The organism is Actinobacillus genomosp. 2 (genome assembly GCF_029773605.1).
GTDB lineage: Bacteria > Pseudomonadota > Gammaproteobacteria > Enterobacterales > Pasteurellaceae > Actinobacillus.
In genome coordinates, this window is record NZ_CP103807.1 from 548,608 (window position 1) to 572,422 (window position 23,815).

Annotated in this window: 30 protein-coding genes and 1 pseudogene; 25 read left to right on the forward strand and 6 right to left on the reverse strand. The window is 38.2% G+C overall.

Annotated features, from left to right (window positions below):
* Positions 1-75 precede the first annotated feature (75 nt).
* From lysS to NYR60_RS02645, 4 genes and pseudogenes are all read left to right on the forward strand, one after another.
* Positions 76-1,578: a lysine--tRNA ligase gene (gene lysS, locus NYR60_RS02630; RefSeq protein ID WP_279467613.1), complete on the forward strand. Its 1,503-nt coding sequence runs from the start codon at positions 76-78 to the stop codon at positions 1,576-1,578.
* Between the two features lie 86 nt (positions 1,579-1,664).
* Positions 1,665-3,006 (forward strand): annotated as a pseudogene (locus tag NYR60_RS02635) (IS3 family transposase).
* A gap of 249 nt (positions 3,007-3,255) precedes the next feature.
* Entirely contained in the window at positions 3,256-4,518 is a 1,263-nt protein-coding gene (locus NYR60_RS02640; protein WP_279467614.1) for a DNA cytosine methyltransferase, read from the forward strand.
* The gene (locus NYR60_RS02645) at positions 4,515-5,351 is read left to right on the forward strand and encodes an ATP-binding protein (protein WP_279467615.1); all 837 of its coding nucleotides are present in this window, start codon (positions 4,515-4,517) and stop codon (positions 5,349-5,351) included. The genes NYR60_RS02640 and NYR60_RS02645 overlap by 4 nt, the downstream gene beginning before the upstream one ends.
* 38 nt (positions 5,352-5,389) lie before the next feature.
* Here the strand turns inward: NYR60_RS02645 and NYR60_RS02650 are convergent, their stop codons facing one another.
* The 3 genes from NYR60_RS02650 to NYR60_RS02660 form a co-directional block, all read right to left on the reverse strand.
* Entirely contained in the window at positions 5,390-6,424 is a 1,035-nt protein-coding gene (locus NYR60_RS02650; RefSeq protein WP_279467616.1) for a phage integrase, read from the reverse strand.
* Positions 6,425-6,444: 20 nt separating this feature from the next.
* Complete coding sequence (locus NYR60_RS02655) at positions 6,445-6,633, reverse strand: hypothetical protein (RefSeq protein ID WP_279467617.1); 189 nt, start codon at positions 6,631-6,633, stop codon at positions 6,445-6,447.
* Between the two features lie 669 nt (positions 6,634-7,302).
* Positions 7,303-7,992, reverse strand: coding sequence for an XRE family transcriptional regulator (locus NYR60_RS02660; RefSeq protein ID WP_279467618.1), 690 nt, complete (start codon positions 7,990-7,992; stop codon positions 7,303-7,305).
* A gap of 146 nt (positions 7,993-8,138) precedes the next feature.
* Here NYR60_RS02660 and NYR60_RS02665 point away from each other — a divergent pair, with 146 nt between their 5' ends.
* The 11 genes from NYR60_RS02665 to NYR60_RS02715 all read left to right on the forward strand — a co-directional run bounded on the left by NYR60_RS02665 (position 8,139) and on the right by NYR60_RS02715 (position 13,561).
* Positions 8,139-8,339, forward strand: coding sequence for a Cro/CI family transcriptional regulator (locus tag NYR60_RS02665; protein WP_431831746.1), 201 nt, complete (start codon positions 8,139-8,141; stop codon positions 8,337-8,339).
* Entirely contained in the window at positions 8,332-8,892 is a 561-nt protein-coding gene (locus NYR60_RS02670; protein ID WP_279467619.1) for a hypothetical protein, read from the forward strand. Before NYR60_RS02665 ends, NYR60_RS02670 begins: the two co-directional genes overlap by 8 nt.
* 93 nt (positions 8,893-8,985) lie before the next feature.
* Positions 8,986-9,198: a hypothetical protein gene (locus NYR60_RS02675; protein ID WP_279467620.1), complete on the forward strand. Its 213-nt coding sequence runs from the start codon at positions 8,986-8,988 to the stop codon at positions 9,196-9,198.
* A gap of 14 nt (positions 9,199-9,212) precedes the next feature.
* Complete coding sequence (locus tag NYR60_RS02680; RefSeq protein ID WP_279467621.1) at positions 9,213-9,485, forward strand: hypothetical protein; 273 nt, start codon at positions 9,213-9,215, stop codon at positions 9,483-9,485.
* Entirely contained in the window at positions 9,460-9,687 is a 228-nt protein-coding gene (locus NYR60_RS02685; RefSeq protein WP_279467622.1) for a hypothetical protein, read from the forward strand. Before NYR60_RS02680 ends, NYR60_RS02685 begins: the two co-directional genes overlap by 26 nt.
* The gene (locus NYR60_RS02690) at positions 9,678-9,902 is read left to right on the forward strand and encodes a hypothetical protein (RefSeq protein WP_279467623.1); all 225 of its coding nucleotides are present in this window, start codon (positions 9,678-9,680) and stop codon (positions 9,900-9,902) included. The genes NYR60_RS02685 and NYR60_RS02690 overlap by 10 nt, the downstream gene beginning before the upstream one ends.
* A complete protein-coding gene (locus tag NYR60_RS02695) occupies positions 9,899-10,192 on the forward strand; it encodes a hypothetical protein (protein ID WP_279467624.1) in 294 nt (97 codons plus the stop codon). The genes NYR60_RS02690 and NYR60_RS02695 overlap by 4 nt, the downstream gene beginning before the upstream one ends.
* Positions 10,189-12,534 carry a replication endonuclease gene (locus NYR60_RS02700; RefSeq protein ID WP_279467625.1) on the forward strand — a complete coding sequence of 782 codons (2,346 nt, stop codon included), beginning with the start codon at positions 10,189-10,191 and terminating at the stop codon, positions 12,532-12,534. Before NYR60_RS02695 ends, NYR60_RS02700 begins: the two co-directional genes overlap by 4 nt.
* 16 nt (positions 12,535-12,550) lie before the next feature.
* The gene (ssb, locus tag NYR60_RS02705; protein WP_279467626.1) at positions 12,551-12,808 is read left to right on the forward strand and encodes a single-stranded DNA-binding protein; all 258 of its coding nucleotides are present in this window, start codon (positions 12,551-12,553) and stop codon (positions 12,806-12,808) included.
* 123 nt (positions 12,809-12,931) lie between these two features.
* A complete protein-coding gene (locus NYR60_RS02710) occupies positions 12,932-13,087 on the forward strand; it encodes a type II toxin-antitoxin system HicA family toxin (RefSeq protein ID WP_279467627.1) in 156 nt (51 codons plus the stop codon).
* 69 nt (positions 13,088-13,156) lie between these two features.
* Positions 13,157-13,561: a type II toxin-antitoxin system HicB family antitoxin gene (locus NYR60_RS02715; protein ID WP_279467628.1), complete on the forward strand. Its 405-nt coding sequence runs from the start codon at positions 13,157-13,159 to the stop codon at positions 13,559-13,561.
* Positions 13,562-13,592: 31 nt separating this feature from the next.
* On the opposite strand, the gene NYR60_RS02720 is transcribed toward NYR60_RS02715, so the two are convergent.
* The 3 genes from NYR60_RS02720 to NYR60_RS02730 all read right to left on the reverse strand — a co-directional run bounded on the left by NYR60_RS02720 (position 13,593) and on the right by NYR60_RS02730 (position 16,777).
* Positions 13,593-13,868 carry an ogr/Delta-like zinc finger family protein gene (locus tag NYR60_RS02720; protein ID WP_279467629.1) on the reverse strand — a complete coding sequence of 92 codons (276 nt, stop codon included), beginning with the start codon at positions 13,866-13,868 and terminating at the stop codon, positions 13,593-13,595.
* Positions 13,869-13,940: 72 nt separating this feature from the next.
* Positions 13,941-14,927: a phage portal protein gene (locus NYR60_RS02725; protein WP_431831751.1), complete on the reverse strand. Its 987-nt coding sequence runs from the start codon at positions 14,925-14,927 to the stop codon at positions 13,941-13,943.
* Positions 14,928-14,971: 44 nt separating this feature from the next.
* A complete protein-coding gene (locus tag NYR60_RS02730) occupies positions 14,972-16,777 on the reverse strand; it encodes a terminase large subunit domain-containing protein (protein WP_279467630.1) in 1,806 nt (601 codons plus the stop codon).
* A gap of 206 nt (positions 16,778-16,983) precedes the next feature.
* Here NYR60_RS02730 and NYR60_RS02735 point away from each other — a divergent pair, with 206 nt between their 5' ends.
* The 10 genes from NYR60_RS02735 to NYR60_RS02780 all read left to right on the forward strand — a co-directional run bounded on the left by NYR60_RS02735 (position 16,984) and on the right by NYR60_RS02780 (position 23,814).
* Positions 16,984-17,868, forward strand: coding sequence for a GPO family capsid scaffolding protein (locus NYR60_RS02735; protein ID WP_279467631.1), 885 nt, complete (start codon positions 16,984-16,986; stop codon positions 17,866-17,868).
* A gap of 2 nt (positions 17,869-17,870) precedes the next feature.
* On the forward strand, positions 17,871-18,902 hold the full coding sequence (locus tag NYR60_RS02740; RefSeq protein ID WP_279467632.1) for a phage major capsid protein, P2 family: 1,032 nt from the start codon (positions 17,871-17,873) through the stop codon (positions 18,900-18,902).
* A gap of 2 nt (positions 18,903-18,904) precedes the next feature.
* On the forward strand, positions 18,905-19,663 hold the full coding sequence (locus NYR60_RS02745) for a terminase endonuclease subunit (RefSeq protein ID WP_279467633.1): 759 nt from the start codon (positions 18,905-18,907) through the stop codon (positions 19,661-19,663).
* A gap of 76 nt (positions 19,664-19,739) precedes the next feature.
* A complete protein-coding gene (locus NYR60_RS02750) occupies positions 19,740-20,192 on the forward strand; it encodes a head completion/stabilization protein (RefSeq protein WP_279467634.1) in 453 nt (150 codons plus the stop codon).
* Positions 20,180-20,656 (forward strand): phage tail protein, encoded by a 477-nt coding sequence (locus tag NYR60_RS02755; protein WP_279467635.1) that lies wholly within the window; start codon positions 20,180-20,182, stop codon positions 20,654-20,656. The genes NYR60_RS02750 and NYR60_RS02755 overlap by 13 nt, the downstream gene beginning before the upstream one ends.
* On the forward strand, positions 20,653-21,342 hold the full coding sequence (locus NYR60_RS02760; RefSeq protein ID WP_279467636.1) for a hypothetical protein: 690 nt from the start codon (positions 20,653-20,655) through the stop codon (positions 21,340-21,342). The genes NYR60_RS02755 and NYR60_RS02760 overlap by 4 nt, the downstream gene beginning before the upstream one ends.
* Positions 21,343-21,354: 12 nt before the next feature.
* Entirely contained in the window at positions 21,355-22,485 is a 1,131-nt protein-coding gene (locus NYR60_RS02765; protein ID WP_279467637.1) for a DUF2586 domain-containing protein, read from the forward strand.
* 3 nt (positions 22,486-22,488) lie between these two features.
* On the forward strand, positions 22,489-22,941 hold the full coding sequence (locus NYR60_RS02770; protein ID WP_279467638.1) for a phage protein: 453 nt from the start codon (positions 22,489-22,491) through the stop codon (positions 22,939-22,941).
* Between the two features lie 104 nt (positions 22,942-23,045).
* Positions 23,046-23,285 (forward strand): HP1 family phage holin, encoded by a 240-nt coding sequence (locus NYR60_RS02775; RefSeq protein WP_279467639.1) that lies wholly within the window; start codon positions 23,046-23,048, stop codon positions 23,283-23,285.
* The gene (locus NYR60_RS02780) at positions 23,272-23,814 is read left to right on the forward strand and encodes a lysozyme (protein WP_279467640.1); all 543 of its coding nucleotides are present in this window, start codon (positions 23,272-23,274) and stop codon (positions 23,812-23,814) included. The genes NYR60_RS02775 and NYR60_RS02780 overlap by 14 nt, the downstream gene beginning before the upstream one ends.
* The last annotated feature ends 1 nt before the right edge of the window (position 23,815 follow it).

A 23,815-nucleotide genomic window follows, 5' to 3' on the forward strand; every position in this document is an offset into this window, starting at 1 on the left:
GTTTCCTACCAAAAATCTGTAAAATCGCTTATAATTGCTTTCATTTTTCGAATTTATTAAGCAAAAGGTTAAAAAATGTCCGAAGTTGAACATCAAGAATTAGATCTTAACGGTGAAATGTTAGCTCGCCGTGAGAAATTAGCAAAATTACGTGAACAAGGTAATCCGTTCCCAAATACTTTCCGTCGTGATGCTTATGCAGAAAAATTACACGCACAATACGATGAAGTAGAAGGCGAAGCGTTAAAAGAACAAGATATTCAAGTGAAAGTTGCCGGCCGTATTATGCTTAAACGTGTAATGGGTAAAGCGTCTTTCTTTACCATTCAAGATGTAAGTGGTCAAATCCAGCTTTATGTTGCACGTGATAACCTTGCGGAAGGTGTGTACGCGGATGAAGTTAGTATGTGGGATTTAGGCGATATCGTTGGTGTTGCCGGTACGCTTTTCAAAACGAAAACAGGTGAATTAACTGTTCGTTGTTCAGAAGTAGAGTTATTAACTAAATCATTACGTCCATTACCAAACAAAGTACAAGGTTTAACCGATCAAGAAACACGTTATCGTCAGCGTTATTTAGACTTAATTTCTAACGAAGAATCTCGCCGTACATTTATGATCCGTTCAAAAGTGGTTTCAGGAATTCGTCAATTCTTCTTAGAAAAAGACTTTATTGAAGTTGAAACACCAATGTTACAAGTGATTCCGGGCGGTGCGGCAGCAAAACCGTTTGTGACTCATCACAATGCGTTAGATGTGGATATGTATTTACGTATTGCGCCTGAGCTTTACTTAAAACGTTTAGTGGTTGGCGGTTTTGAGCGTGTATTTGAATTAAACCGTAACTTCCGTAACGAAGGTGTTTCAGTACGTCATAACCCAGAATTTACAATGATCGAATACTATCAAGCGTATGCGGATTACCACGATTTAATGGATAACACCGAAGAATTATTACGTAAATTAGCGATTGATATTCTTGGCACGACAACCGTTCCTTACGGTGAGTACGTGTTTGATTTCGGTAAACCATTTGAACGTATCACAATGCACGATGCGATCGTGAAATATGGTAACGGCATTACACGTGAAGATTTAGACAGCTTTGAAAAATCAGTAGAAATTGCAAAAGGCTTAGGTATTGAAATCCAAAAATCTTGGGGATTAGGTTCTGTGGTTAATGCGATTTTTGAAGAAGTGGCGGAACACCAATTAATTCAACCGACCTTCTTAATGGCACACCCTGCAGAAATTTCACCGCTTGCACGCCGTAATGATGAAAATCCGGAAGTAACAGACCGTTTCGAATTATTTATCGGTGGTCGTGAAATTGGTAATGGCTTCTCAGAACTAAATGATGCGGAAGACCAAGCGGAGCGTTTTGATGCACAAGTTGCGGCGAAAGATGCGGGTGATGATGAAGCGATGTTTAAAGACGAAGACTTCGTTGTTGCGTTAGAACACGGTTTACCACCGACAGCCGGCGAAGGTTTAGGTATCGACCGTTTAGCAATGATTTTTGCTAATGCACCGTCAATTCGTGATGTGATCTTATTCCCTGCAATGCGTCAGAAATAATCTGAACTGGTATAAACAAAGCACACTCTTGATCTGCACCCCAAAAGTTGGACTAAACCTCCAACTGATTAAGGTGCAGATTTTTTATGACGAAATATAACCAACAATTCAAACAGCAGGTGATCGAATTTTTTCTTCAAAACGGAAAAAATTTCTCATTCACTCGTCAGCAATTCCAACTTAAAGACTCAACGCTACGTCGTTGGATTTCGCAATATAACTATAATGGAATCAATGGTTTAGCTGTACTGGGTAAGAAACGAAAATATTCCCCAGAATTTAAATTAACCGTCATACAAGCGGTCAAAAAGGGGCAGTTTTCTGCAGAAAGTGCTTGTCTTCATTTTGGTATTGCTAATTCAGGTTCGATTAGCCAATGGTTGCAAGCCTTTGAAAAACAAGGTATAAACGGTTTATTACCCAAACCTAAAGGACGTCCAACAATGAAACCGAAATACCCGAAAATGCCTCCCCCACCTAAAACTGAAGAAGAACGCTTGCGTTATCGGATTTTGGAACTGGAAGCGGAGATAGCTTACCTAAAAAAGTTGCGGGAACTCAACCAACAAAAAATGCGGAAAAAGTAGCCATCATAAAAATGTTGAGAGTGAATTTTCCCTTGGAAATCTTCCTCCCTTTGACTGGTTTAAAACGTTGTTCATTCTTTTATCATTTACAGCTTAAAATTGATAAAAATGTGGTAATTAGGCAGGAAATTGATTGAGATTTATCAGAAAAATGATGGCAATTATGGCTATCGTCGTATTACGTTAAAATTGCGTAAAATTTTCGGTGCAATTAACCATAAGCGTGTGCAAGCGATAATGCAACAGCTTGATTTAAAAGGAAAATGTAAGCAGAGAAAATATCGTTCTTATAAAGGTAAAGTGGATAAAATTGCCGAGAATTTATTGCGACAGGATTTTCACACAACGGCTCTAAATGAAAAGCTCGTCACGGATATTTCCGAGTTTAAATGTGCGGAAGGCAAACTTTATTTTTCGCCTATTAAGGACTTGTTTAATGGCGAAATTATCGCTTATGATTTTGCCCGAAGCCCAAACTTTGAGCAAATAATGCGAATGATAAAACAATCTGTCGCAAAATTGCCGTAAGGACGCTAACCCGATTTTACATTCCGACCAAGGATGGCAATATCAGATGGCAGGTTATCAAGCGATATTGAAAGAAAATGGCATCATATTAGACAAAGTATGTCAAGAAAAGGAAATTGCTTGGATAACAGAGCAATGGAAAGTTTCTTTGGGCGATTGAAGACGGAATGTTACTTTGGTAAGCGATTTGAAACTTTTGAGCAACTCGAACAAACTGATTCACAAATATATTCATTATTACAATAACGAGCGTATTCAAGTGAAATTAAAAGGACTCAGCCCTGTGCAATACAGAACTCAGTCCTTGAATTAAACGTAGTCTAACTTTTTGGGGGCAGATCATCTTCGGGTGTGCTTTTTTGATCTTACAAGCGGTTAAAAATCGCTAAAATTTTGCAAATTTTGTTCAGTATATCTATGTTTTTTTAAAGAGATACTGTTACATACGACAATTAGATGATAAATCTCGTTGATTGGTTATTTTAACCTAGTATAATTTTTTAATTAATATAGTGAATATACACTATATTTACTGTCAGATTCAGTTAGGAAGGTTATTTTTATGTCAGACAAACTTTGTTTTCTTGATCTCTTTGCTGGAGCAGGAGGATTGTCAGAAGGTTTCATTCAGGCTGATTTTGAGCCTATTGCCCATATAGAATCTGACAAAGCGGCTTGTTTTACCCTACGTACTAGGGCCGCATACCATTGGCTAAAGTCTAATAATCAGAAAAATATTTATGTAGATTATTTGGAAGGGAAAATTAGTAGAGACGATTTGTATAAATATGTTCCTGAGAGAATAATGCATTCTATAATTAATAAAGAAATATCTCAGGAATCTTTAGGTGAGTTGTTTCTACTTATCGATAATTTACTGGGAAATAGAAATTTGGATCTCATTATAGGTGGTCCTCCGTGCCAAGCATATTCCTTAGTTGGTAGAGCATGCGATACAAATAATATGCTGGGAGATAAAAGAAATTATCTTTATGTTTTTTATGTTGAATTTCTTAAACGTTATAAGCCTAAGTTTTTTATATTTGAAAATGTAACAGGTTTATTGTCTGCAAAAGACCATAATGGACGATTATATCTTGATGAAATGTGTAGATTATTTAAGGATGCTGGGTATACGACAGAATACAGAGTTCTGAATGCAAGTGATTATGGTGTATTACAAGCTAGAAAAAGAATTATTTTAGTAGGTTGTAGAAATGCCAAAACTGATTTTTATCCTGAGCCTGTTCCTTGGAATCCAGATGTGTTGGTCAGTGAAATATTTACAGATTTACCAGCTATTCACGCTGGAGGAGGAGATATCCGCGAGTGTAAGGTAAAAGAATACCGAGGAAACTGGTTATATGATGCTGGAATCAAAAATGACTATTTCCCAATCACTTGGCATTCTGCTCGTCCACATAATAATAGAGATTTAGAGATTTATCAAAGAGCAGTAGAGCTTTGGGAAAAGGAAAAAAAACGTTTAGAGTACAATGATCTCCCAGAATATTTAAAAACTCATAGTAATCGTACAGCATTTGTTGACCGATTTAAGGTCGTAGCTTCTGATCTACCGGCGGCTCATACTATATTGGCTCACTTATCAAAGGATGGACATTATTATATTCATCCTGATTTGCAACAAAACCGTTCAATTACACCGAGAGAAGCAGCTAGATTACAAGCTTTTCCTGATGATTATTATTTTGAGGGGGTTACTGAAAAACCAAGCCGAGCAGCAGCTTTTCGTCAGATAGGCAACGCTGTTCCTGTATTATTGGCAAGAAAAATTGCTGAAAAGCTCAAGGAGAAATGGATATGAGTAGTGATGGAGTATATAAAATAAGACCAGCTGGTCGTCATTTATTAACTATTGGTCGTGATCTAATTCAAGATAGTTATGCAGCTGTTGTAGAGTTAGTAAAAAATGCCTATGACGCAGATTCTCCAGATGTAGAAATTAATTTCATGGCTAATAATGAGCTTAAAGGATATGTTATGACTATAAAAGATCAAGGTCATGGCATGTCTCAAAATACGGTAATCAATAAATGGATGGTTCCTTCTACTAGGGATAAGCTAGAGCGTAAAACGAGTCCAAGAGGGAGAATTATGCAAGGGCGAAAAGGTATTGGCCGTTATGCGGCATCTGTCCTTGGTTCGGATCTCTTATTGGAAACAGTAGATGAAAATGGAGAAAAAACAACAGTATTTGTAGAGTGGGATAAGTTTGAGAAATCAGAATACCTAGATAATGTTGAAATTCTAGTGGAAAGTCAGCATTCAAATGAGCATCCAGGAACAACATTAACTATAACAGGAACACAATCAAATTATGAAGTATGGAACGAGAAACAATTTAAGAAACTCAGATTTGAATTGAAAAAACTAATTGCTCCAACACCGACAGAGAATATGTTTAATGAGCAAAATAGATCATTTGAGATTAGGTTAAATATATCCAATTTTCCAGGTAAAGTGAATACCAATGAAGTTATTGAGCCTTATCCTATTTTTGAACTGTTTGACTATAAAATTTCTGGAAGAATCATGTCAGACGGAAAAGGCAAATTAGTATATTCTACTCAGAAATCAATAAATATAAATAAAATCAATAAGTTAATGAAAAATAAAGGCGGTAAAATTCATAAGTAGTACAAAATAGTACATTTTAATACAAGAATATCGCCACTTTATCGCCACTCTTTAGCGGCATTTTCCAAGGGATTGAGGCTAACCGCTTGTTCTAAATGAGATGGGGCAAAGTGTGCATATTTCATTGTCATTTTTATACTGGCGTGTCCTAAAATATCTTTAAGCACTAAAATATTTCCGCCGTTCATCATAAAATGACTAGCAAAAGTATGCCTTAAAACGTGCGTAGCTTGCCCATCGGGGAGATAAATTTCAGCTTTTTCAAGGGCTAAATTAAAAGCACTTAAGTATGAACGGTAAACCCTGGTAAAAAGCCGACCGCTAGAAATCGGAATCAAGTCATAGAGAGATTGGGAAATCGGCACGGTACGATTTTTCCCGTTTTTGGTCGCATTGAAGGTAATTTTATAGGGGATAACTTGCGAACCTGTTAAATTCTGTGCTTCCGACCATCTTGCACCGGTAGCAAGACAAATGCGTACGATCATACCTAGATGTTGGCTGCCGGAAGCATCACAAGCGGTCAAAAGCCGTTGAATTTCATCAGCACGTAAAAAATAGATTTCGCTCTCACTAATTTTAAGCATCCGAACATTTTTTAACGGATTGTCGCCTTTCCATTTATTCAGGCGGATAAGTTCTTCAAACATCGCTTGCACTAATGTTTGCTCAAAATTTACTACGGATTTCTTCGGTATGATTTTATTTGTGTCATTGACAATTTCGCCATTTAACCGTTTTGCCCTAAATTCCGCAAAATGCTCAGCATTAAAATCTCGTGCAAATGGATCGCCTAGTGTTTTCGCAATCCATTGTAATTTTTGATAGCGATATTTACCGGTAATTAATGTATTACCGTATAAATTAAACCACATATCGGCAAGTTCAGATAATCGTTGTGGTTGTTCTTTTTTGATAGTGATCGCTTGAAAAAGCGGACTATTTTCTTGCTTGATAGCGTTGTAAAAACGGTTCGCCTCCGCTTTAGAGTCGAACCATTTACGTAAGCGTTTGCCGTTGTTGTATGCTTCGGCAAGCCACTTTCCTTTTTTTTCGTCTTTACGAACACCCATTCTAGCTTTTAATAACCTCACTAAAATGTTTTTGCTAATTCAATAAATTCAGAAACTGAATATTTCTTTTTATCAAGAGTAATTTTTGTTCTAATTGCATTAATACGAATAATCACATCTTTTTGTTTCAAATCTTTACCAAAAAGTGCAGTTACCTCTTTTGTATCAGGATATCCATATAAACCAGAACAAATTAAAGTATATTTCATATTGTTAGATGGTAATGATTTATCGAAATAATCACCAAAAATAGAAAATGAAATTTCTCTTTCTGAAAAAGAGAATATAACGGTTCTACTTTCATTTCTAAGATGATATGCAAGTAATTCGGATTCTTTAACCTTTTCATTATGCTCTTGAATTTCCTCATAAATAAGAGTACGTTTTTTCTCAATAGTAGAAAAGAAAGTATCTTTGCCTAATATATTTATGAGTAATTCATCAATATCGTAGTATCTTTTACTTTTGTATAATAACGCAGTATTAATGCTTGCGAGGTCAAGAAAGTATTCTTCACCTTTAATATTTCTACAAACTAATTTTTCATATCCCTTTGAATTTAATCCATATTGATAACACGAATGTTCTTTGCTTCTCGGTTCAGAATCTAGTCGGCAAGATATAGTAAAGGGTTTCCCTTTCCATAAAGTATAAAAATCCTTAATTGGCTTCTCTTTTTTTTAGATGAATCATCTGAATCATCAAATATATTATATTTTTGAGGTATTAACTTATTTTTTAATTCAAAAATATTAAATCGACAACAAAGGAAAGTAATAATAATCCAAGAAATTACAGTGACTGTATCATTAAATTGAAAAATCTCCTGAATTATGCAAGTAATTAAGAAGCCGATTAAGAGATTTTTTTTCATCCTTTTACCCCAACTTCTTAATTTTCATTTGAGAGAACTCAACTTTCCCGTGAATAACAAATTTATCTTCATTTTCGGCAGTAATTTCCCAAGGGAGATAAAATTGATTATCTGAAATTACCAGTAATTTATCGCCGGCAAGTTGTAACCGTTTAACAAAAATCGTATCTCCGTAGCTAAAAACATAGATGCCATCGCCTTGATACATCGGTTTTTTAATGTCAACAAAAAGTAAATCACCACTATTAATTGTCGGTTCCATTGAATCGCCAGTCACATTGATAATCGCAAGCCCTTGACTATTTGCACGTTGGAATAACTGTGCAAAATATAACGGATCAAACTCAATAGCGTGAGTTAATTCTGCCACGTCACCTACAAAAGCCCCATTGCCAGCCGAAGCAAACACATCTAATACTTCAATACGAATTTTATGTTCTTCAGGTTCATTATAAGCGGTTGAATTTTCTGCAAGATTTGCAAAGTCGGGTTTTTCTCCCTCGCCGGTTTTAAGCCAATTCACATCAACGCCCAAGGCTTTTGCAATTTCAACTATTTTCTTAGGATTTGATATTTGTTCCCCTAGAATTAACCCAATAGCTTGTTGTGTTCCGCCTATTTTTTGAGCTAATAAACTTTGTGAAATACCCTTTGCTTGCATGACGGCTTTCATTCTTGAAGCTAGAGAATTCATAGGTTTACCTCATTTTCTAAATTAATTTTTAAGATATTACAACTTTACTTGTTAAAAATAAATCAAAATAAACTTGTTGATTTCATACAAGTAAAATTGTAATATTTAAATACACAAGAAAACTTGTTATTTTATTGAGGTGGATTTTGAGAAAAATTATAAAAAAAGCCGTTGATATTGTAGGTACACAAACAAAATTGGCTGAAGCTTGTGGAGTAAGTCAACAAGCAGTTCAACGGTGGGTAAGTGGTGGTGGTATTTCAGCTGAATATTTGTTGAAAATCGAGCAAGCGACCGAAGGCAAAGTAACAATTAGAGAAATTTGTGAGGAGTTAAAGAATGAGTGATTTAGTCAAAGCGATTCCGTTTTTTGCGGAATATGCCAAAAAAGAAGGGGCAGAAGCCTTGGCAGGTTTCTTTCAGTTTATTGCCAATAATCAGGCAGAAGATGAAGAGTTCGAGAAAGGCATAGAAGAATTACGTGATCGCATTGAAGAGGTTAATCGCCAAAAGTTGGCAACACAAAAAATAAGCCCTGTTTATACCACAGAGCCTGAAATGTTTAGCGAAACAATCTCGCCCATTCTTCTGGTACAGACTTCGGAATCTTTATGCGAAGACGACAAGATGTGGACTGAGAAGCTTTTTGATATAGCGTGTAGAGTGATACCGCCTCAGGATAGTATCCGTCTTCGAGCAGTGTTGATAACCACTTTGACAATTCTTGCTCAAAAGCCTTTCGAGTATTCCCATAGTTGCCAACTATCTGCGTTATTGTTTCAGATGCGACTTCTATTGCGTGTTCGACCCGAGGATTCTCCCGAAGTGAAATCGCACAAGCTAAACCTAGTAAAAGAATATGAGTTTGTGAGTTTTCAACAGGCGAAAACACGCCTCTAAGTAAATCAAGCGGTTCAGAAAGGTGACGTAATTCTTGCATAAATATTCCTTTTAAGATTAAGCCAAATCAGATTATACAAAACAGGTTATCAAATGAAAAACGAACAACCCATTATTATTCAACTAGGCACAGCAACACCGGCAGTAACCTATGCCAAATATGCCGAAATGGTCGGTATGTCAGAACGTTGGGTAGCCGAGCAAGTCGCACAAGGCAAAATTCCAACCATGCCGAAAAAAGGTAAAGAAAAGCCACTCGTTAATTTGGCTTTGCTTTGGAAAATTGCATTAGAGCAACCTTATTAGTTAGGAGTGTAACAATGGCAGAAGCAATAAATAGCTATTGTACTTTGCATCCGTTAATTCAGCAGGGATTAGAAAAAGCCCGTAAGCGGATAAAAAAATACATACAAATGGGAGTGATCGTGAAAGGCGATGTAGCAAGTCTCGGCAGACTTGGGCAACAGCAAAATAAAGACCTGATTGAATACCAAAGAAAACAAAAAGTAACCGAAGTACAACAACGTTTACAACAAAAACACAACCGATTAATTGAGGTAGCGTGCTATGAACCCAAAAATCAAAATGCTTGAATTAAAGGTACGTTTAGAAGGGCTAGAAAAATTGATGGCGATTCGCTACGAAACAGCAAAACGTAACTGCAATAGTTTTTCCGCACGCTTTAGCCGTACCGGTAATCCAAAAGATCAGCAACGTTATTACTACTATGCAGACGTGGCACAGTTTTATTTAAACGAACTTACCAAACTAAGAGGGACAACAAAATGGCATTAATTTCAGTCGGGCGTTACAAGATTAAACGAGTAGTAGATAACGTTAAAGACAAGGAGTTATATCAACTCTTTGAAGATGAAGAAGCCTTAACACAACCGATATGCCTATCTGAAGCATTGGAGTTAATGCTTTCTAGCTGGTGTGAAAAAAACAGCAAACATATCTGTGAAGCGGAAGACCACGAAGAAATCAAAATAACCTTAACCATAAAATGAGAAAAGTTCACAAATTAGGTTATCAGCACGTTTACCCGGAATGGTTGGCTCCAAGTGGCAGAGTGTATCGTATTGAACGGCACGAGCTTAAACGACGCTTTTATTTATTTAGTGGTAGCAAGCTGATTATGCAGCATATTTACAGCGACTTACTGTTACTGCATTTACTGAAACACGAATTAGGCTGGAGTGGGAATTTAAAACGTCCACTTAGCCGGCAGAACCATCAAAACATTAATTTGCTTGAAAAAGCATTTTGTTTAACTTTTGAAGGAATTTTTATCAGATGAATCATAATGATTGGATTCTTACCGCAAGTGAGGCAACGGAAATCGGTATCACTCCGCTGATGTCTGTTGAGAAAGCGAATCATCTTGCGGAAGAGTCCAATCATCATTATTTATATCAAGCCTCAAAGCCCACAGTTGATGGGCTATCAATGATTCAACAAGAATTATTTGATCTTGACCCTACCCACTTTGACTTACGTCAATCTTATTTCGACCGCTTGCCGTTGGCATTAGCGGATTATTTCGGACGTGCCTATAAAGCAAAACTCGACACATTAAGCGAAAACGATACGGCAGAATGGTTTAAGCGAGAAATGGCACGCAAAATGCCACGAGTACAAGCCGTATTAGATCAATATTGCGATGTGTTTACGTTTCTACGTGACGGACAAAAAGACCTGAACTTTTTAAATGGCTTAGAAGAAGATGTTGAGTTTGACCCATTATTAGGTACAGAACAAGCGGTCGAAAAAATCAAAGAAAATGCAGAACGTTTGGGCGTGAAATTCCCGATGCACATTGCACGATTAGAAAACAGCGGTCGTTATTTAAAACAGCACCGTATCCGCCCGATTGCCTATCAAAGTAATGAGCAAATCAGCCAAATGGCAATGGTTATTGCATATCAATTACGTAACTTGCAAGAAGAAAATCTCGAACAAAACAAACACAAAGCGGTTGATAGTGATACCGCTTTTAGTGTTTTGCTTGATTGTTATCAGCAGATGCAAAGCAAAGTTAACGCATTAAAAATTGATGCACCATACCAGAAAAAAGCACGCAAAGGCAAAATCACGCCGGAAGAAATGGAAACCGGCTTTTTAAAAATGGCGTGTGAAAAATGGTGGACTCGCAAGTTAATCGTGATTGCTAAACGAATGAAGGAGCATCTTGCGATTGCATGCGGTCGAGTCAATATGCTTTCACCGTATTGCTCCAACGCCCGTTTACGTGAATTTGAAGAACAACGTAAAGCGAACATTGATTATATCCGGGCAATGATCATTACAAACATTGCTGAACCGGAGGAACAATTATCGCTATTTGATACGTGGTTAAAGTCATCATCAAATCCAAAAATCAAACGTCTTGAGCTGCTCACACGGATGAATGGCTATGAGCAGTATGCCGATGAACAAGGACATGAAGGCTGGTTTATTACATTAACCGCTCCGTCAAAATATCACGCCATGCTATCAAGAACCACAGGCGTTAATCCTAAATGGAACGGTGCAAGCCCGTTAGAAACGCAAAAATATCTTGTCGGTATTTGGGCGAAAATCCGTGCGAAGTTAAACAGAGAAGGTGTAATGACGTACGGTTTTCGTGTTGCCGAACCACACGCTGATGCCACACCGCATTGGCATTTAATTTTATTCACTCGTCCCGAAGATATGGACAAGCTACGCCGTGTCATTTTGAGTTATGCACTTGAGCAAGACGGCACTGAGGCAGGAGCGAAGAAATACCGTTGTCAATTCAAGCGTATAGATAAAAAGCAAGGTACAGCCACCGGCTACTTAATTAAGTATGTATCGAAAAATATTGATGGTTTCGGTATGGACGGCGATTTATCGGACGAAGCCAGTATCACGGCAAAAGATAACGCTGCACGTGTGCAAGCGTGGTCTAGCGTATGGGGCATCCGTCAATTCCAACAATTAGGCAACACGCCGGTAAGCGTGTGGCGTGAATTGCGTCGTCTTGGCGAAATTGAGCAAGAAGATGAGCAGTTAGAAAACCTACGTCAATTTGCCAATGATGGCGACTGGAAGGGTTTTACTGTTGCATTAGGCGGTGCATTAGTGAAACGTGCAGATTTAATCGCACGTTTAGTCTATGTCCCACGTACAGATGAAAGCGGTAATGCAACATACACTATGTACAAAGAAGAATCATTAAAAGTGAACGGATTAATAAATCCGTTTACTGGTGTACGTGTTACTACACGTTTGAAAGATTGGAAAATCGGCATTAAGCCGAAAAACTGGGAGGTACAACAATTAAGTAAATTAACCGAAGCAGAACGAGAGAGAGCGGAATCAAAACACCTCGAAAAGTTAGGGTTTGATAAGGATTCTCAACTTTTACTAGGCGAACTTGTTCGCCCTTGGACTTGTGTCAGTAACTGTACGGGATTAAAAAACGTACAAATTAGTGAGCAAGAAAGAAATCGTTTAAGAAATGAGCTGTTAGTGATGCGAGGCAGAATTACCGAACAGCAAATAGACGATTTATTGAACGGAAAATCATTACCACTAGGCACTTTCGGCGGCATAAAAATGAGCGTCACATATAGTCGTGGGCGTTTGATTGAACATAAAGAAGAAATTTATCAGTAATACTAGGAGTAAAAAAATGGCTGGAATGAACAAAGCAATGATCGTAGGTTACGTTGGACAAGAGCCACGCTTAACCACATTAAATAACGGCGAAGGGGCTTGTCGTATGTCTATCGCAACAAGCGAAAGCTGGACCGATAAACGCACCGGCGAGAAAGTCGAAAAAACAGAATGGCACTCCGTCGTGTTATTTGGTCGTCTTGCGGAAATCGTGGGGCAATATGTCAGAACTGGTGACTTAATTGGTATTGAAGGAAAATTACAAATAAACTAATAGAGAATTACAAACCCAAAAAAATAACTCTAATAACTCTTGACAGGTGGGGTTATTGGGGTTATTATAGCTACATAAATAACCAAGACGGAGGAAACATTGGATAGTCACTCAGCGATCAAGATGATTATAGCCGATGGCTGGTATTTAGACCGAGTAAAAGGCAGTCATCATCAATATAAACACCCAACTAAAAAAGGCACGGTTACCATACCACACCCACGAAAAGATTTGGGGCATTTAGAAAAGAGTATTAAGAAACAAGCGGGGCTGGCGTAAGCCCCCTTTAATGTATAAGTTTTTAGATAAAATAGATTTATAAATATAAAATTTAATGAGGGCAGATAAATGTTTTATGTGGTTTGTTTAGAAAAAGTCAGTGATGGTTATGTGGTATCCGTTCCAGATGTTCCGGGTTGTTTTTCTGCTGGTGATACCTTTGCTGAAGCATTACATAATGTAAAAGAAGCGATCGCCTTCCATATTGAGGGAATGTTAGAAGATGGTGAAGAGATTCCACAGCCACAGGATCTCGAAGTGCATTTAAATAACCCGGAATATCAAGGGTTATTATTTTCAGGCGTTGAAGTCGATTTAACGTATTTAATGGGAAAATCGGAAAAAATCAATGTAACCTTGCCGTCGTTGTTAATTCGTCGTATTGACGAATTAGTCGCTAGAAATCCTGAGTATAAAACCCGTAGTGGTTTCCTTGCTCAGATTGCAACTGAACGCATATTTACGCAGAGCTAGAAAAAAAGCCCACTTCATTGTGGGCTTTTGGTTATGCAAGATTAGGATTGCCGGAACCGATTATTTTTAGTAATTCATTTTTATCGGCGTTGGATAATTTGCCAAGTAAATATTTGATTAATCCGTCTTTTGTTAATTTACTTGATGTCGTTGTATGGCTAAATTCTAGGTTCATCACGAATTTATGACCACAATCCGGATTTTTACAAGTACAATACAGCTTTTTTAAATTACTGTGCATACGTTCAGTTTTAGTCACCACGGCTTTAGAGCCACAATCACAATAAATATCTAAAATTTTAGCCATAAAAATAACCTTAATAATTGTTTAACTGGTTGAATAATATAGCAAATTTAGCCATATTTTGATATGAGTTTATTATTCTATTTTTGCCTCCTTAAACTTGACTTGTAATGCTTTTCTGATTTCAGAATCGCTATTAATGGCTTCAGCGATAATTTCTTGTAGTGGTATTACTTCATCAAGTTGGTAGGCTTCGCGGTATTTTAGCGGATCCCCTAATCCGCCGGTATTATTCGGGATAATACCGCCTAAACCAGGTGGAAAACGGTGAGCTGTTAGCACATCTTGAGCAGATATATTCTTAATATTAGCAAACTCGTCTTTTGTACCGGTGTCGCCGATAGGAATCAGTTTTACACCATCGGGTTTACCGTCGGGAATATTGATAAACATAGATTTAAAGTTACCGACACCTTTTGTTTTTTCTATTTTTTTTCTTACTTCATTTTCCATTTCTTCCGACATATCCGGGTCAGTCGCATAAAGAATGAATCCCATATGCGCCCCGTTACTAAAATACCGGCGGCGGAATACCGTTGCATCTGAATTTAATAATGCAGACTGGATACCGCCGACATAATCCGGTGATCCGTAAACCTGTTGCATCGGGTCATACAGCTTAATAAAAATAATATCTTTTGCATCATATTGATAAATTTCCGAAGCCGTATCATATAACGATTTTTTCATCAGATAGGAGTAACCACCGTCTTTACGGACACGTGTATAAAGTGAGGACAATGGGTGTAATTTAACCACTTGTCCGAATCCGTTACGCAATTTTAATAGAGCTACATCGCCGAACTGAATTAAGTTTAAACAAGTCGCACGCATTTCCATGCGAGAAAGTGCGAGTCCGCCTAAATAACCGCTACTTACCATATTTGCTCGGCTATGCAAAATACCGCCGTGTTGTGCATTTTGATACGGTAATTTAGCTAACGCATAACGGTTAATAGGCGGTAGATGACAATTATAATGATCATCAAATCCCAATCCGACATAATCTAACGCTGGTGCGGCGGTCAATTCGGATTGATTACTAAAAGAGAACACTCTCATTGAGTTCTTATTATTGTTTTGTTGCATCGTTTTCTTTGTCATTGTTAAGTTCCCCAGCTGCTACGGCGTTTTTTTGTTGTTAATGATTTTTTATTAATAGCGTTACACATTGCCCAAAACACATCGGCGTGTTGATTTTGCGTTGTACGTTCCGCAATAAATGTTGTTTTCTCGCCTGATTTTGTCGTTGTTTGTTTAACCATTAAAAACGAGGCGGCTATATCAATTTCTTTGTTTGACCACTCAATACTTTCGGATGTCACCAAATCGTGCATTTTTAGTACCATACCGGTTTTAACTTCGGGGTTATAATTCAGCGGTACGGCTTCACGGCGTGCAAATTCCTTTACTTCTTCATAAACCCCATAACCGACACCGGTCGCATCAATCCCCAAATAACTAATATTGTATTTTTCAAATAACGCCTTAATTTGTTGTGCTTGCCATTTGTACGATAGCCCATGCCATTGATGACGTTCCAAGAGTCTAAATTTTTCTTTGGGTAAAATTGGTGGAGCAATAATTACAAAACAGGCGGCATCTTTACTGTGTGCCGGGTCGTAACCAGCCCACACTTCACGTAAGCCAAATGGATGATCCTCAGCCGGATAAAAGTCTTTCCATTTAGTTATATCAACACCACATTTCAACAGTTCACCAATTTTGAAAATACTGTTTGCATCATCAATCCAAACGCACATAAATAACTGGTTAAATACGTGCCGGTTATATTTCTGCTTCAGTTTTTCAATGTCGAATAAATCACAACCGCCTTTTTGTGCATCTTCAATCGTAATGACATATCGCCAAGTACCATCGGGACAAACTCGACCGCCGTCACGATATTCGGCAAAGGTTGGAAATACGACATTCTTACGTTTAGGATCATCCGATTTCCATTTATCGCCCGACCAAAAAGCGTAAGAGGGGTGGAATTTAGACGATGGTGTAGAAAAGTAGGTTTCACGCCATTTTTTATGGGTCGCCATTGCAGACGAAACATCGTGAAAACGGTCAAAATCTCGAATCCACGCATATTCATCACCGTACACGTGACCGCTATTACCTTGTGCGGTATTAGCATTTGTCGCTAAAAAGTGTAGCTCCGCACCATTGCTTAAAATAATCGGATTGCCTTTTAATTCCACATCAAAATATTGACGTGCCATTTTTACAATATAGTTTTTAAAAATTTCCGATTGACGTTTTGAGGCAGACAAGAAAATTTGGTTATCGCCGGTAAGTACCGCATCTTCAAATCCTTCAAACGAAAAATAATAGGTCATCCCGATTTGGCGAGATTTTAAAATATTACGTACATCTTGATGTTTATTTGCTCGTGCGTGTTTCTGATACGCAAAAAGCGAATCAACAAACGGCTGAAACATCTCAGGCGTAATATGAGAAATGTCATTTTTTATCCGTTTTTTCTTCTCTTTTTTCTCGCTGCTTGAACCGTCCCCACTATCGGCAAAATTTGCAAAACTTTCGCTTAAATTGACTGCTTGTTGTTTAACCTGTTTAGCTAATTTGGTCGCCCGTAATTTTTTATATTCAAGATCTTTATCTATTAACGCATTAAGTTCTTTGATTTCGTTTTCGCTTTTCCCTTCACGTTCCGTGAGTGTCACGATACGTAAAGCGATTAATTCCTCAATACCGCTTTCGCTAATTAAATTTCGCCAGTTATATTTTTCTGCCCAGTAATAAATAGGACGGGTCGAATTTAAGCCGAGTTCGGCGGCAATTTCTTTCGGTGTGTGTTTTTTTAAATACAAGAATTTGGCAGCGTAAATCGTTTCATCGTCATAGCGGTTCGATTTACGCACTCTTAATTTTTTATCAGTCATATCACTTAATTCTTATTGTTATTGGACCTTAGGCGGTATTTTGGCAAGTAAAACAACGAATTTAATCCACTAAATTTCGGATATGGTCGGATAAGGATCAAAAAAGAAGGTTATCCGAATACAACCGATTTTTGCCGAATGAAATAGACAAAAGAATCGGCAAGAATAAGCGTATTCAAAGCGAAGAGAAAAATGCAAAGGTAGTTATGACAACGGTAAATAAAAGCAAATTACGCACAGATTTTATTTGTATTGCGACATCAGGCTCAACGATTGATGGGCGTGAGATTACAAAACAAGAATTATTAGATATGGCGGAATCTTATGACCCAGCGTTATATACCGCTAATTTATGGCCTGATCACAAACGCTGGTTTAATTTCGGGCAAGTCCTTGAACTCAAAGCGGAAGAACAAGAGAACGGTGAAGTAAAACTTTTCGCTGTGTTAGCTCCAAACGAAAATTTAATTAGCTGGAATAAGGGCGGTCAGTATTTGTTTACCAGCATTGAAATCTCGCCGAATTTCAGAAATAGCGGCAAAAATTACCTAACCGGCTTGGGTGTAACTGATACACCTGCATCAGTAGGCACAACACAGTTGCAATTTAGCACGCAATCACAAGCCACAGAAAATATTATTGCCGGTCAGTATCAGCCAATCACATTAACTTTGTCAGATGCTGAACAAGAAAAAGAAAAGTCTTTTTTTAATATGATGAAAGAGTTCTTCAAGAAACACGAAGAACCACAACAAGAACAAGCAAAGATTCCAAATAACAATAACAACAAAGAGGAACAATCAATGGATGAGAAGCAATTTAATCAGTTGCTTGGTGCATTAACCGGTTTAACCGAAAAAGTGGAAAAACACTTTAGTGTACAAAAACCGGAACAAGAACCGAAGCAACCGGAAACGCCGAAAACCGAAGAACCAAAACAGGAAACCGGCGTAACGGCTGAACAATTTAATCAATTAATTGGTGCGGTAACCGATTTAAATAAAAAATTTGATGCGTTAAGCACCGTACAAACACCGGTTCCAAACGGCGTACCAACCGCAGCAGACAATCAATTTAATATGGCGGTGTAAAAATGAATAGCACAGCAGCAAAACTCTTTTACAGCTTAGTTGCGAATGTCGCAAATTATTATGGTGCAGACGTAAACCAAGCCTTAGCCGGTAAGCAGTTTACGATTGACACACCGAAAGCAACGATCTTACTTGGCAATATCCAAAATCGTTCGGATTTCTTGAAGCAAATCAATATGATTGGCGTGAAAGATGTGGAAGGTCAATTGGTTTACGGTCCGGCAGAAGGTGGCATTACCGGTCGTAAAACAAATGGGCGTTACCGCAAATCATTAAATCCTAACGGCTATAAATATAAGTTAGCCGAAACCGATTCGGGTGTACTCATTAATTGGACACAGTTAGCACAATGGGGACATTTAGGCAATCAATTTGCAGATTTATATGCAGCATACGTACAACGTCAAATTGCCTTAGATATGATTAAGATCGGTTTTTATGGCGAATCGATAGCGGCTGAAACTCAAGCGGATAATCTTGCGGATGTAAATAAAGGCTGGTTGCAATTTATCCGTGACAATAAACCGTCACAGATTTTAACCGAAGGGACAAAGCAATCGGGCGAAATTCGAATCTTTGGCGAAGATGCCGATTATGTGAATCTTGATGAACTGGCGTATGACTTGAAACAAGGTCTAGCCGAAGTACATCGTGATGCCGGTGATTTAGTCTTTTTAGTCGGTTCGGATTTAGTCAGCAAAGAGTCAAGCCTAATTTACAAAGGTAACGGCTTAATTGCGACTGAAAAAGCCCAATTAAATACACAGGATTTAATGAAAACATTCGGCGGTATGAAGGCAATGATGGTGCCGAATATGCCTCCACGCTTGGCAGTAGTCACCAGTTTAAATAATCTCTCTATTTATACTCAGTACGATACTATCCGCCGTGGTATGAAAGATGACGATGAGCTTAAAGCGGTTAAAGATTCTTACTGGCGTATGGAAGGCTATGTGGTGGAAGACCCAAGCAAATTCTCGGCGATTGAATTTAAAAATGTAAAACTTTTAGATACGGACGGAAGCTATAAATAATTATGGGTATGCGTGAATTTCAGGCTCGTATGAGAGCATTAGACGAAATAAAACAAAGTGAAGTTGGTACGCCGGCACAAAAAGCAGTTGTAGCAAAACACGGTAGTGATTATTCCGTCTTACAAATCGCACTTAAAAACGACGTAAACAAAATTCGTGCATTACCGACATTAGAAATGCGTGCGGAGGAAAAACGCAGTAAATTTCTTCCGCATTGGCTTCCGTTTGTTGAAGATTATTTTAAAAAAGGCGAGATTTATCAAAATGATATTGTTGGCTATTGCATCGTGTATTTGTTTGATGTTGGTAATTTTGACAGCGCATTGTCGCTTGCCGAAAAAGCCATTAAACAAGGTCAATCGTTGCCCGATGGTTTCGCTTCTACGTTGCCGCACTTCGTCGCAGACCAAATCTACAAATGGACGGATAAAACCGCAACCGCCGGGCAATCCGTTGAACCATATTTTACGCAGACTTTGCAAAACGTGGCGATGTCTTGGCAGTTGCACGAAATGGTTACCGCAAAATGGTTCAAATTAGCGGCGGCACTATTGCTGAGAAATGAACTGGGACGAGTACACGCTGCAAGCGTTAGCGATCCTATGCGGTTGATTTTAGCCATTCAATTATGTGTAAGAGCATTTCAGCTTCATCACAAAGTCGGCGTAAAAAATATGGTAGAGCGTTGCGTGATGCGGTTAAACGCATTGCAACAAACGGGCGATTATATCCCCGAAAAATTCCCCCGGTGGCTAGTTTAAGTTTGGATAAAGTCGAAATTAATTTTCCATTACTTATTGAAAAACTTAAATCTAGCCCACTTTCAGAGGCTGAATAATGTTTAATGGCAGAGATACGGAATATGACGATATTACCATTACCAATAATGGTTTTTGGAGCAATATCAACGTACAAGAATTTCAGAAACAGCGTGCAATCCCTTTTCAAATTCCGGTTGAAATGGTTAAAGCCTCGTTAGTTTCCGCTATCCAACAGGTGAATTTAGACCTCGCAGATGTCGCAGAACAGCATAAAGCGAACGGTATTCTTTCCGTTGCGGATATTTCATCCGAAACCGTCGGCAGCGAGAATTACGCCCAAACGCTTTATAAAAAAGCTGTGTTTGCGAGAGCAAAGCACGAACTATTACCGGAATTTAATACTTTGTCGGCCCGTGAAATACACGAAAACCGACAATATACAGAAGAACAAAAAAGCCTATTAGCTGAAGCTACACACGCGATTAGAGTTTTAAAAGGGAAAAGACGGGGTAGCGTATGTCTAGTGTAAGAAAATTTCTGTATCAACAATTAACGGATTTTTTACTTACCAAATTACCTAAACGTTATCACGGCAATTTTCATTCGTGGATGGATAAAATAAAACTAATTAATGCCGGGCGAAATGTTACGGATTTAGGCTTAGAGGTTGCTCATATTAAATATGATGCGGTGTTATGGTTTGAGGTTTTTCCTTATCGGGAAATATCCGCGCCGTTAATTATGGCAATGATTCAAGTATGGCTGGATGAAAACGATGCGATAAGAGAACGGCTTGATCTATACGAAACCGATATAGATTTAGATATTTTAGATGACAAAACCGCTGATTTAGTTTTTACGATTAATTTTCAGGAGCCACTAACAGCACAAAAGGACCCGAATGGGGAATTAGTCATAGATGGCGAATCATACCGCTTAGATGAAATAGAAATCTACTATGCGGAAGAAATTGATGTTGAGGTAATCCGATGAAACCAGTCATAAAAATGGGGCTAGATAAAAAAGATTTAGACGCATTTTTAAAAGATTTAGAAGTTATTGCATTACCGGCAAAAAAGAAACGTGAAATTCTAATTCGTACCCTGCAAATGATAAAGCGTACAGCAGTATCCAATGCGGCAAATCAACGTGAACCAACAGGCACAAGTTGGAAAAAACGTAAAAAAGGTACGGCTAAAATGTTACGCCGAATTGCAAAATTAGCGAATAGCAAAGCGGAACATGAAAGCAAAGGACGATTGTTTTATCATCACGATAGAACCGGACAAATAGCGACGGAACATCAAGAAGGTATCGATCACTTACATAAAAAAAGTGATAAGCAAAGCATAACAAAAGAAGGTAAACCTTCAGACCCTGCAACGGCAAGACAAGCCAAAAAATTAAGAGATTTAGGCTATACGGTGGCAGGAGCAACTAAAAAAGACGGTAGCAAAAGACAACGCCGACCGGGTATTAGAGAGATTCAAAGCTCATTAAGTCGTGCAAGAGCAAGCTTAATTATTCGAAAACTCGAAGAAAAATACGGCACAGGTACAAAAAAAGGTTTAACCCAATGGATTATACCAACGGTAAAACGTTCATTTTTAGATACCCGTGAAGAAGAAACGGCAAAAATTCTATTAGCAGAAATCCAAAAATACACCAAAAAACAATAAGAGGACAAGTGAATGTTCCCAAATGTAAAAATCAACACTTTAAATCAATTATCCGGCGAAACCTCGGAAATTGAACGCCATGCGTTATTTGTCGGCGTAGGTACGACCAATGCCGGCAAACTGTTTTCACTCTCTCCGGATAGTGATTTTGACAAGATTTTCGGCGAAGACGATACCAACTTAAAAAAACAAGTCATAGCAGCAATGAGTAACGCCGGTCAGAATTGGCAAGCTCACGCCTATATTTTAGACGAAAGCGGTTATGACTTCGTAAAAGCCGTAGAAAAGGCTAATGCAGTCGCTTCCTTTGAATATACGGTAAACACTTATACTACCGGTGTTGATAAAGAAAAAATTAATGCCTTGCAAACGTTATATGCTCAATTAGTTGCAAAATTAGGACGTAGAACGTTTTTTATTCAAGCGATTGAGCCGATTAACAAAGAATTAGAATCCGGTGAGAGTTGGGACGAATATGTAGAAAAACTTACCACGTTACAAAAAACCTTAGTATGTGATCATGTAATGCTTGTGCCGACTTTATTCGGTAATGATGTCGGTGTCATTGCCGGTCGTTTGGCAAATCGTGCTGTATCGATTGCCGACAGTCCAAGTCGTGTATTAACCGGTGCATTATTGGATATGGGTAGTAGCGATAAGCCACAAGATAAAGACGGTACTGAGCTAAATCTATCCCACTTAAAAGCATTAGAACAAGCCCGTTATTCCGTACCAATGTGGTATCCGGATTATGACGGTTACTACTGGTCGGATGGCAGAACATTAGATGTTGAAGGTGGCGATTATCAATCTATTGAAAATGTGCGAATCGTAGATAAGGCAGCAAGGGCTGTACGCCTATTAGCGATCGCTAAAATTGCAGACCGCTCATTTAATTCGACCGCTTACAGTACAGAATACCACAAACAGTATTTTGCTAAACCGCTCCGTGACATGAGCAAATCAACCACGGTAAACGGTAAGGAATTTCCGGGCGAATGTTATCCACCGACAGAAGATTCGGTCACGATTACATGGCATAGCAAAACAAAAGTCGCTGTTTATATCAAAGTACGCCCGTATGATTGCCCGAAAGACATCACGGTCAATATTTTCTTAGATTTAGAAACATTAGGAGGTTAATCAATGGAACGTATTTCCGGTATGAGTTTTGATTTCAGCTTTATGGGATTACCGATTCACGCTGAAAACATCTCTTTAAGTATCACGGACAATTCCGCTGTGGCACAAACACGAGGTATTCCGGATGGATGGGTCAGCGGTGATGTATCCGCAGAAGGTGAAATTGAGCTAGATGCAAAAAATTTCCAGAAAATTTCAACCGCAGCAGCCGCTGCTGGTAGTTATCGTGGCTTACCTGAAATTGATTTTGTGTTTTTCGCTATGCGTGGTGGCGTGCGTGACAAGGTGGAAACTTTCGGTAATAAATTGGTGCTATCCGATTTATTGAGCATTGATCCAAAAGGCGGATCAAAAACCACAAAAAAAGTAAGATTTTTTGTAACCAGTCCCGATTTTGTCCGAATCAATGGGGTGTCTTATCTCTCCGATGAAGATACACGTGATTTAATCGGCTAACAGAATTTAGGGGCAACTCGAAAAACTGCACATAACAATAATAATAAACGAAAGAGCGAGTTAGCCCCTAATCCTTATAAATGAGAGAAAGAGAAAAATAAAAAATGAACGGAAAATTTGAAGGGTCAGTCCCGTTTATTGGTTCGCTAGTCGCATTTTTATCCGGCTTTAATGTGTCGGAATGGGCTGCATTATTCGGTATTTTATTCGGTGCGATTACCGTGTTAATTGCATATAAAAAATACAAGGATGAAATTGCACTACGTAAGCAAGAATTACATTACAAAATATTAGCGGCACGTATTGAGGCTAAAAAACTCGGGGTAAGTGATGAAAGTTTCTAAAAAGTTTATCGCTTGTTCTGTGGTTGCAGTATTAGCAATTTTACACCAATTACCACAAGCGAACGAAATCCGTACTAGTAAAGAGATGTTATCACTGATCGCTAATGCAGAAGGTTGTGCAAGCACACCTTATCGTTGTCCGGCTGATGTTTGGACCGATGGCATCGGTAATACTCGCAATGTGACACAAGGTCGTTTTTTAACCTTAGAAGAAATTGCAGGCGATTACATTGATAACATCAAAATTGCTGAACAGTGCGTAAACCGAAAATTTAATGGCGAGAAAATGACACAAGGGCAATTTGATGCAATGACATCACTAGTCTTTAATGTGGGTTGTTATGGTACAACGACCTATTACAGCAAATCTGCCGGTAAGCGTGTGCCGACATCATTATATAAATATGCTCAAACCTTAAACTTTAAAGCAATGTGTACGCACATTAATGATTTTAATAAAGCCGGTGGCAAAGTGTTGAAAGGTTTAGTTACTCGCCGAGCCAAAGAAACTGAATTTTGTATTAAATAGT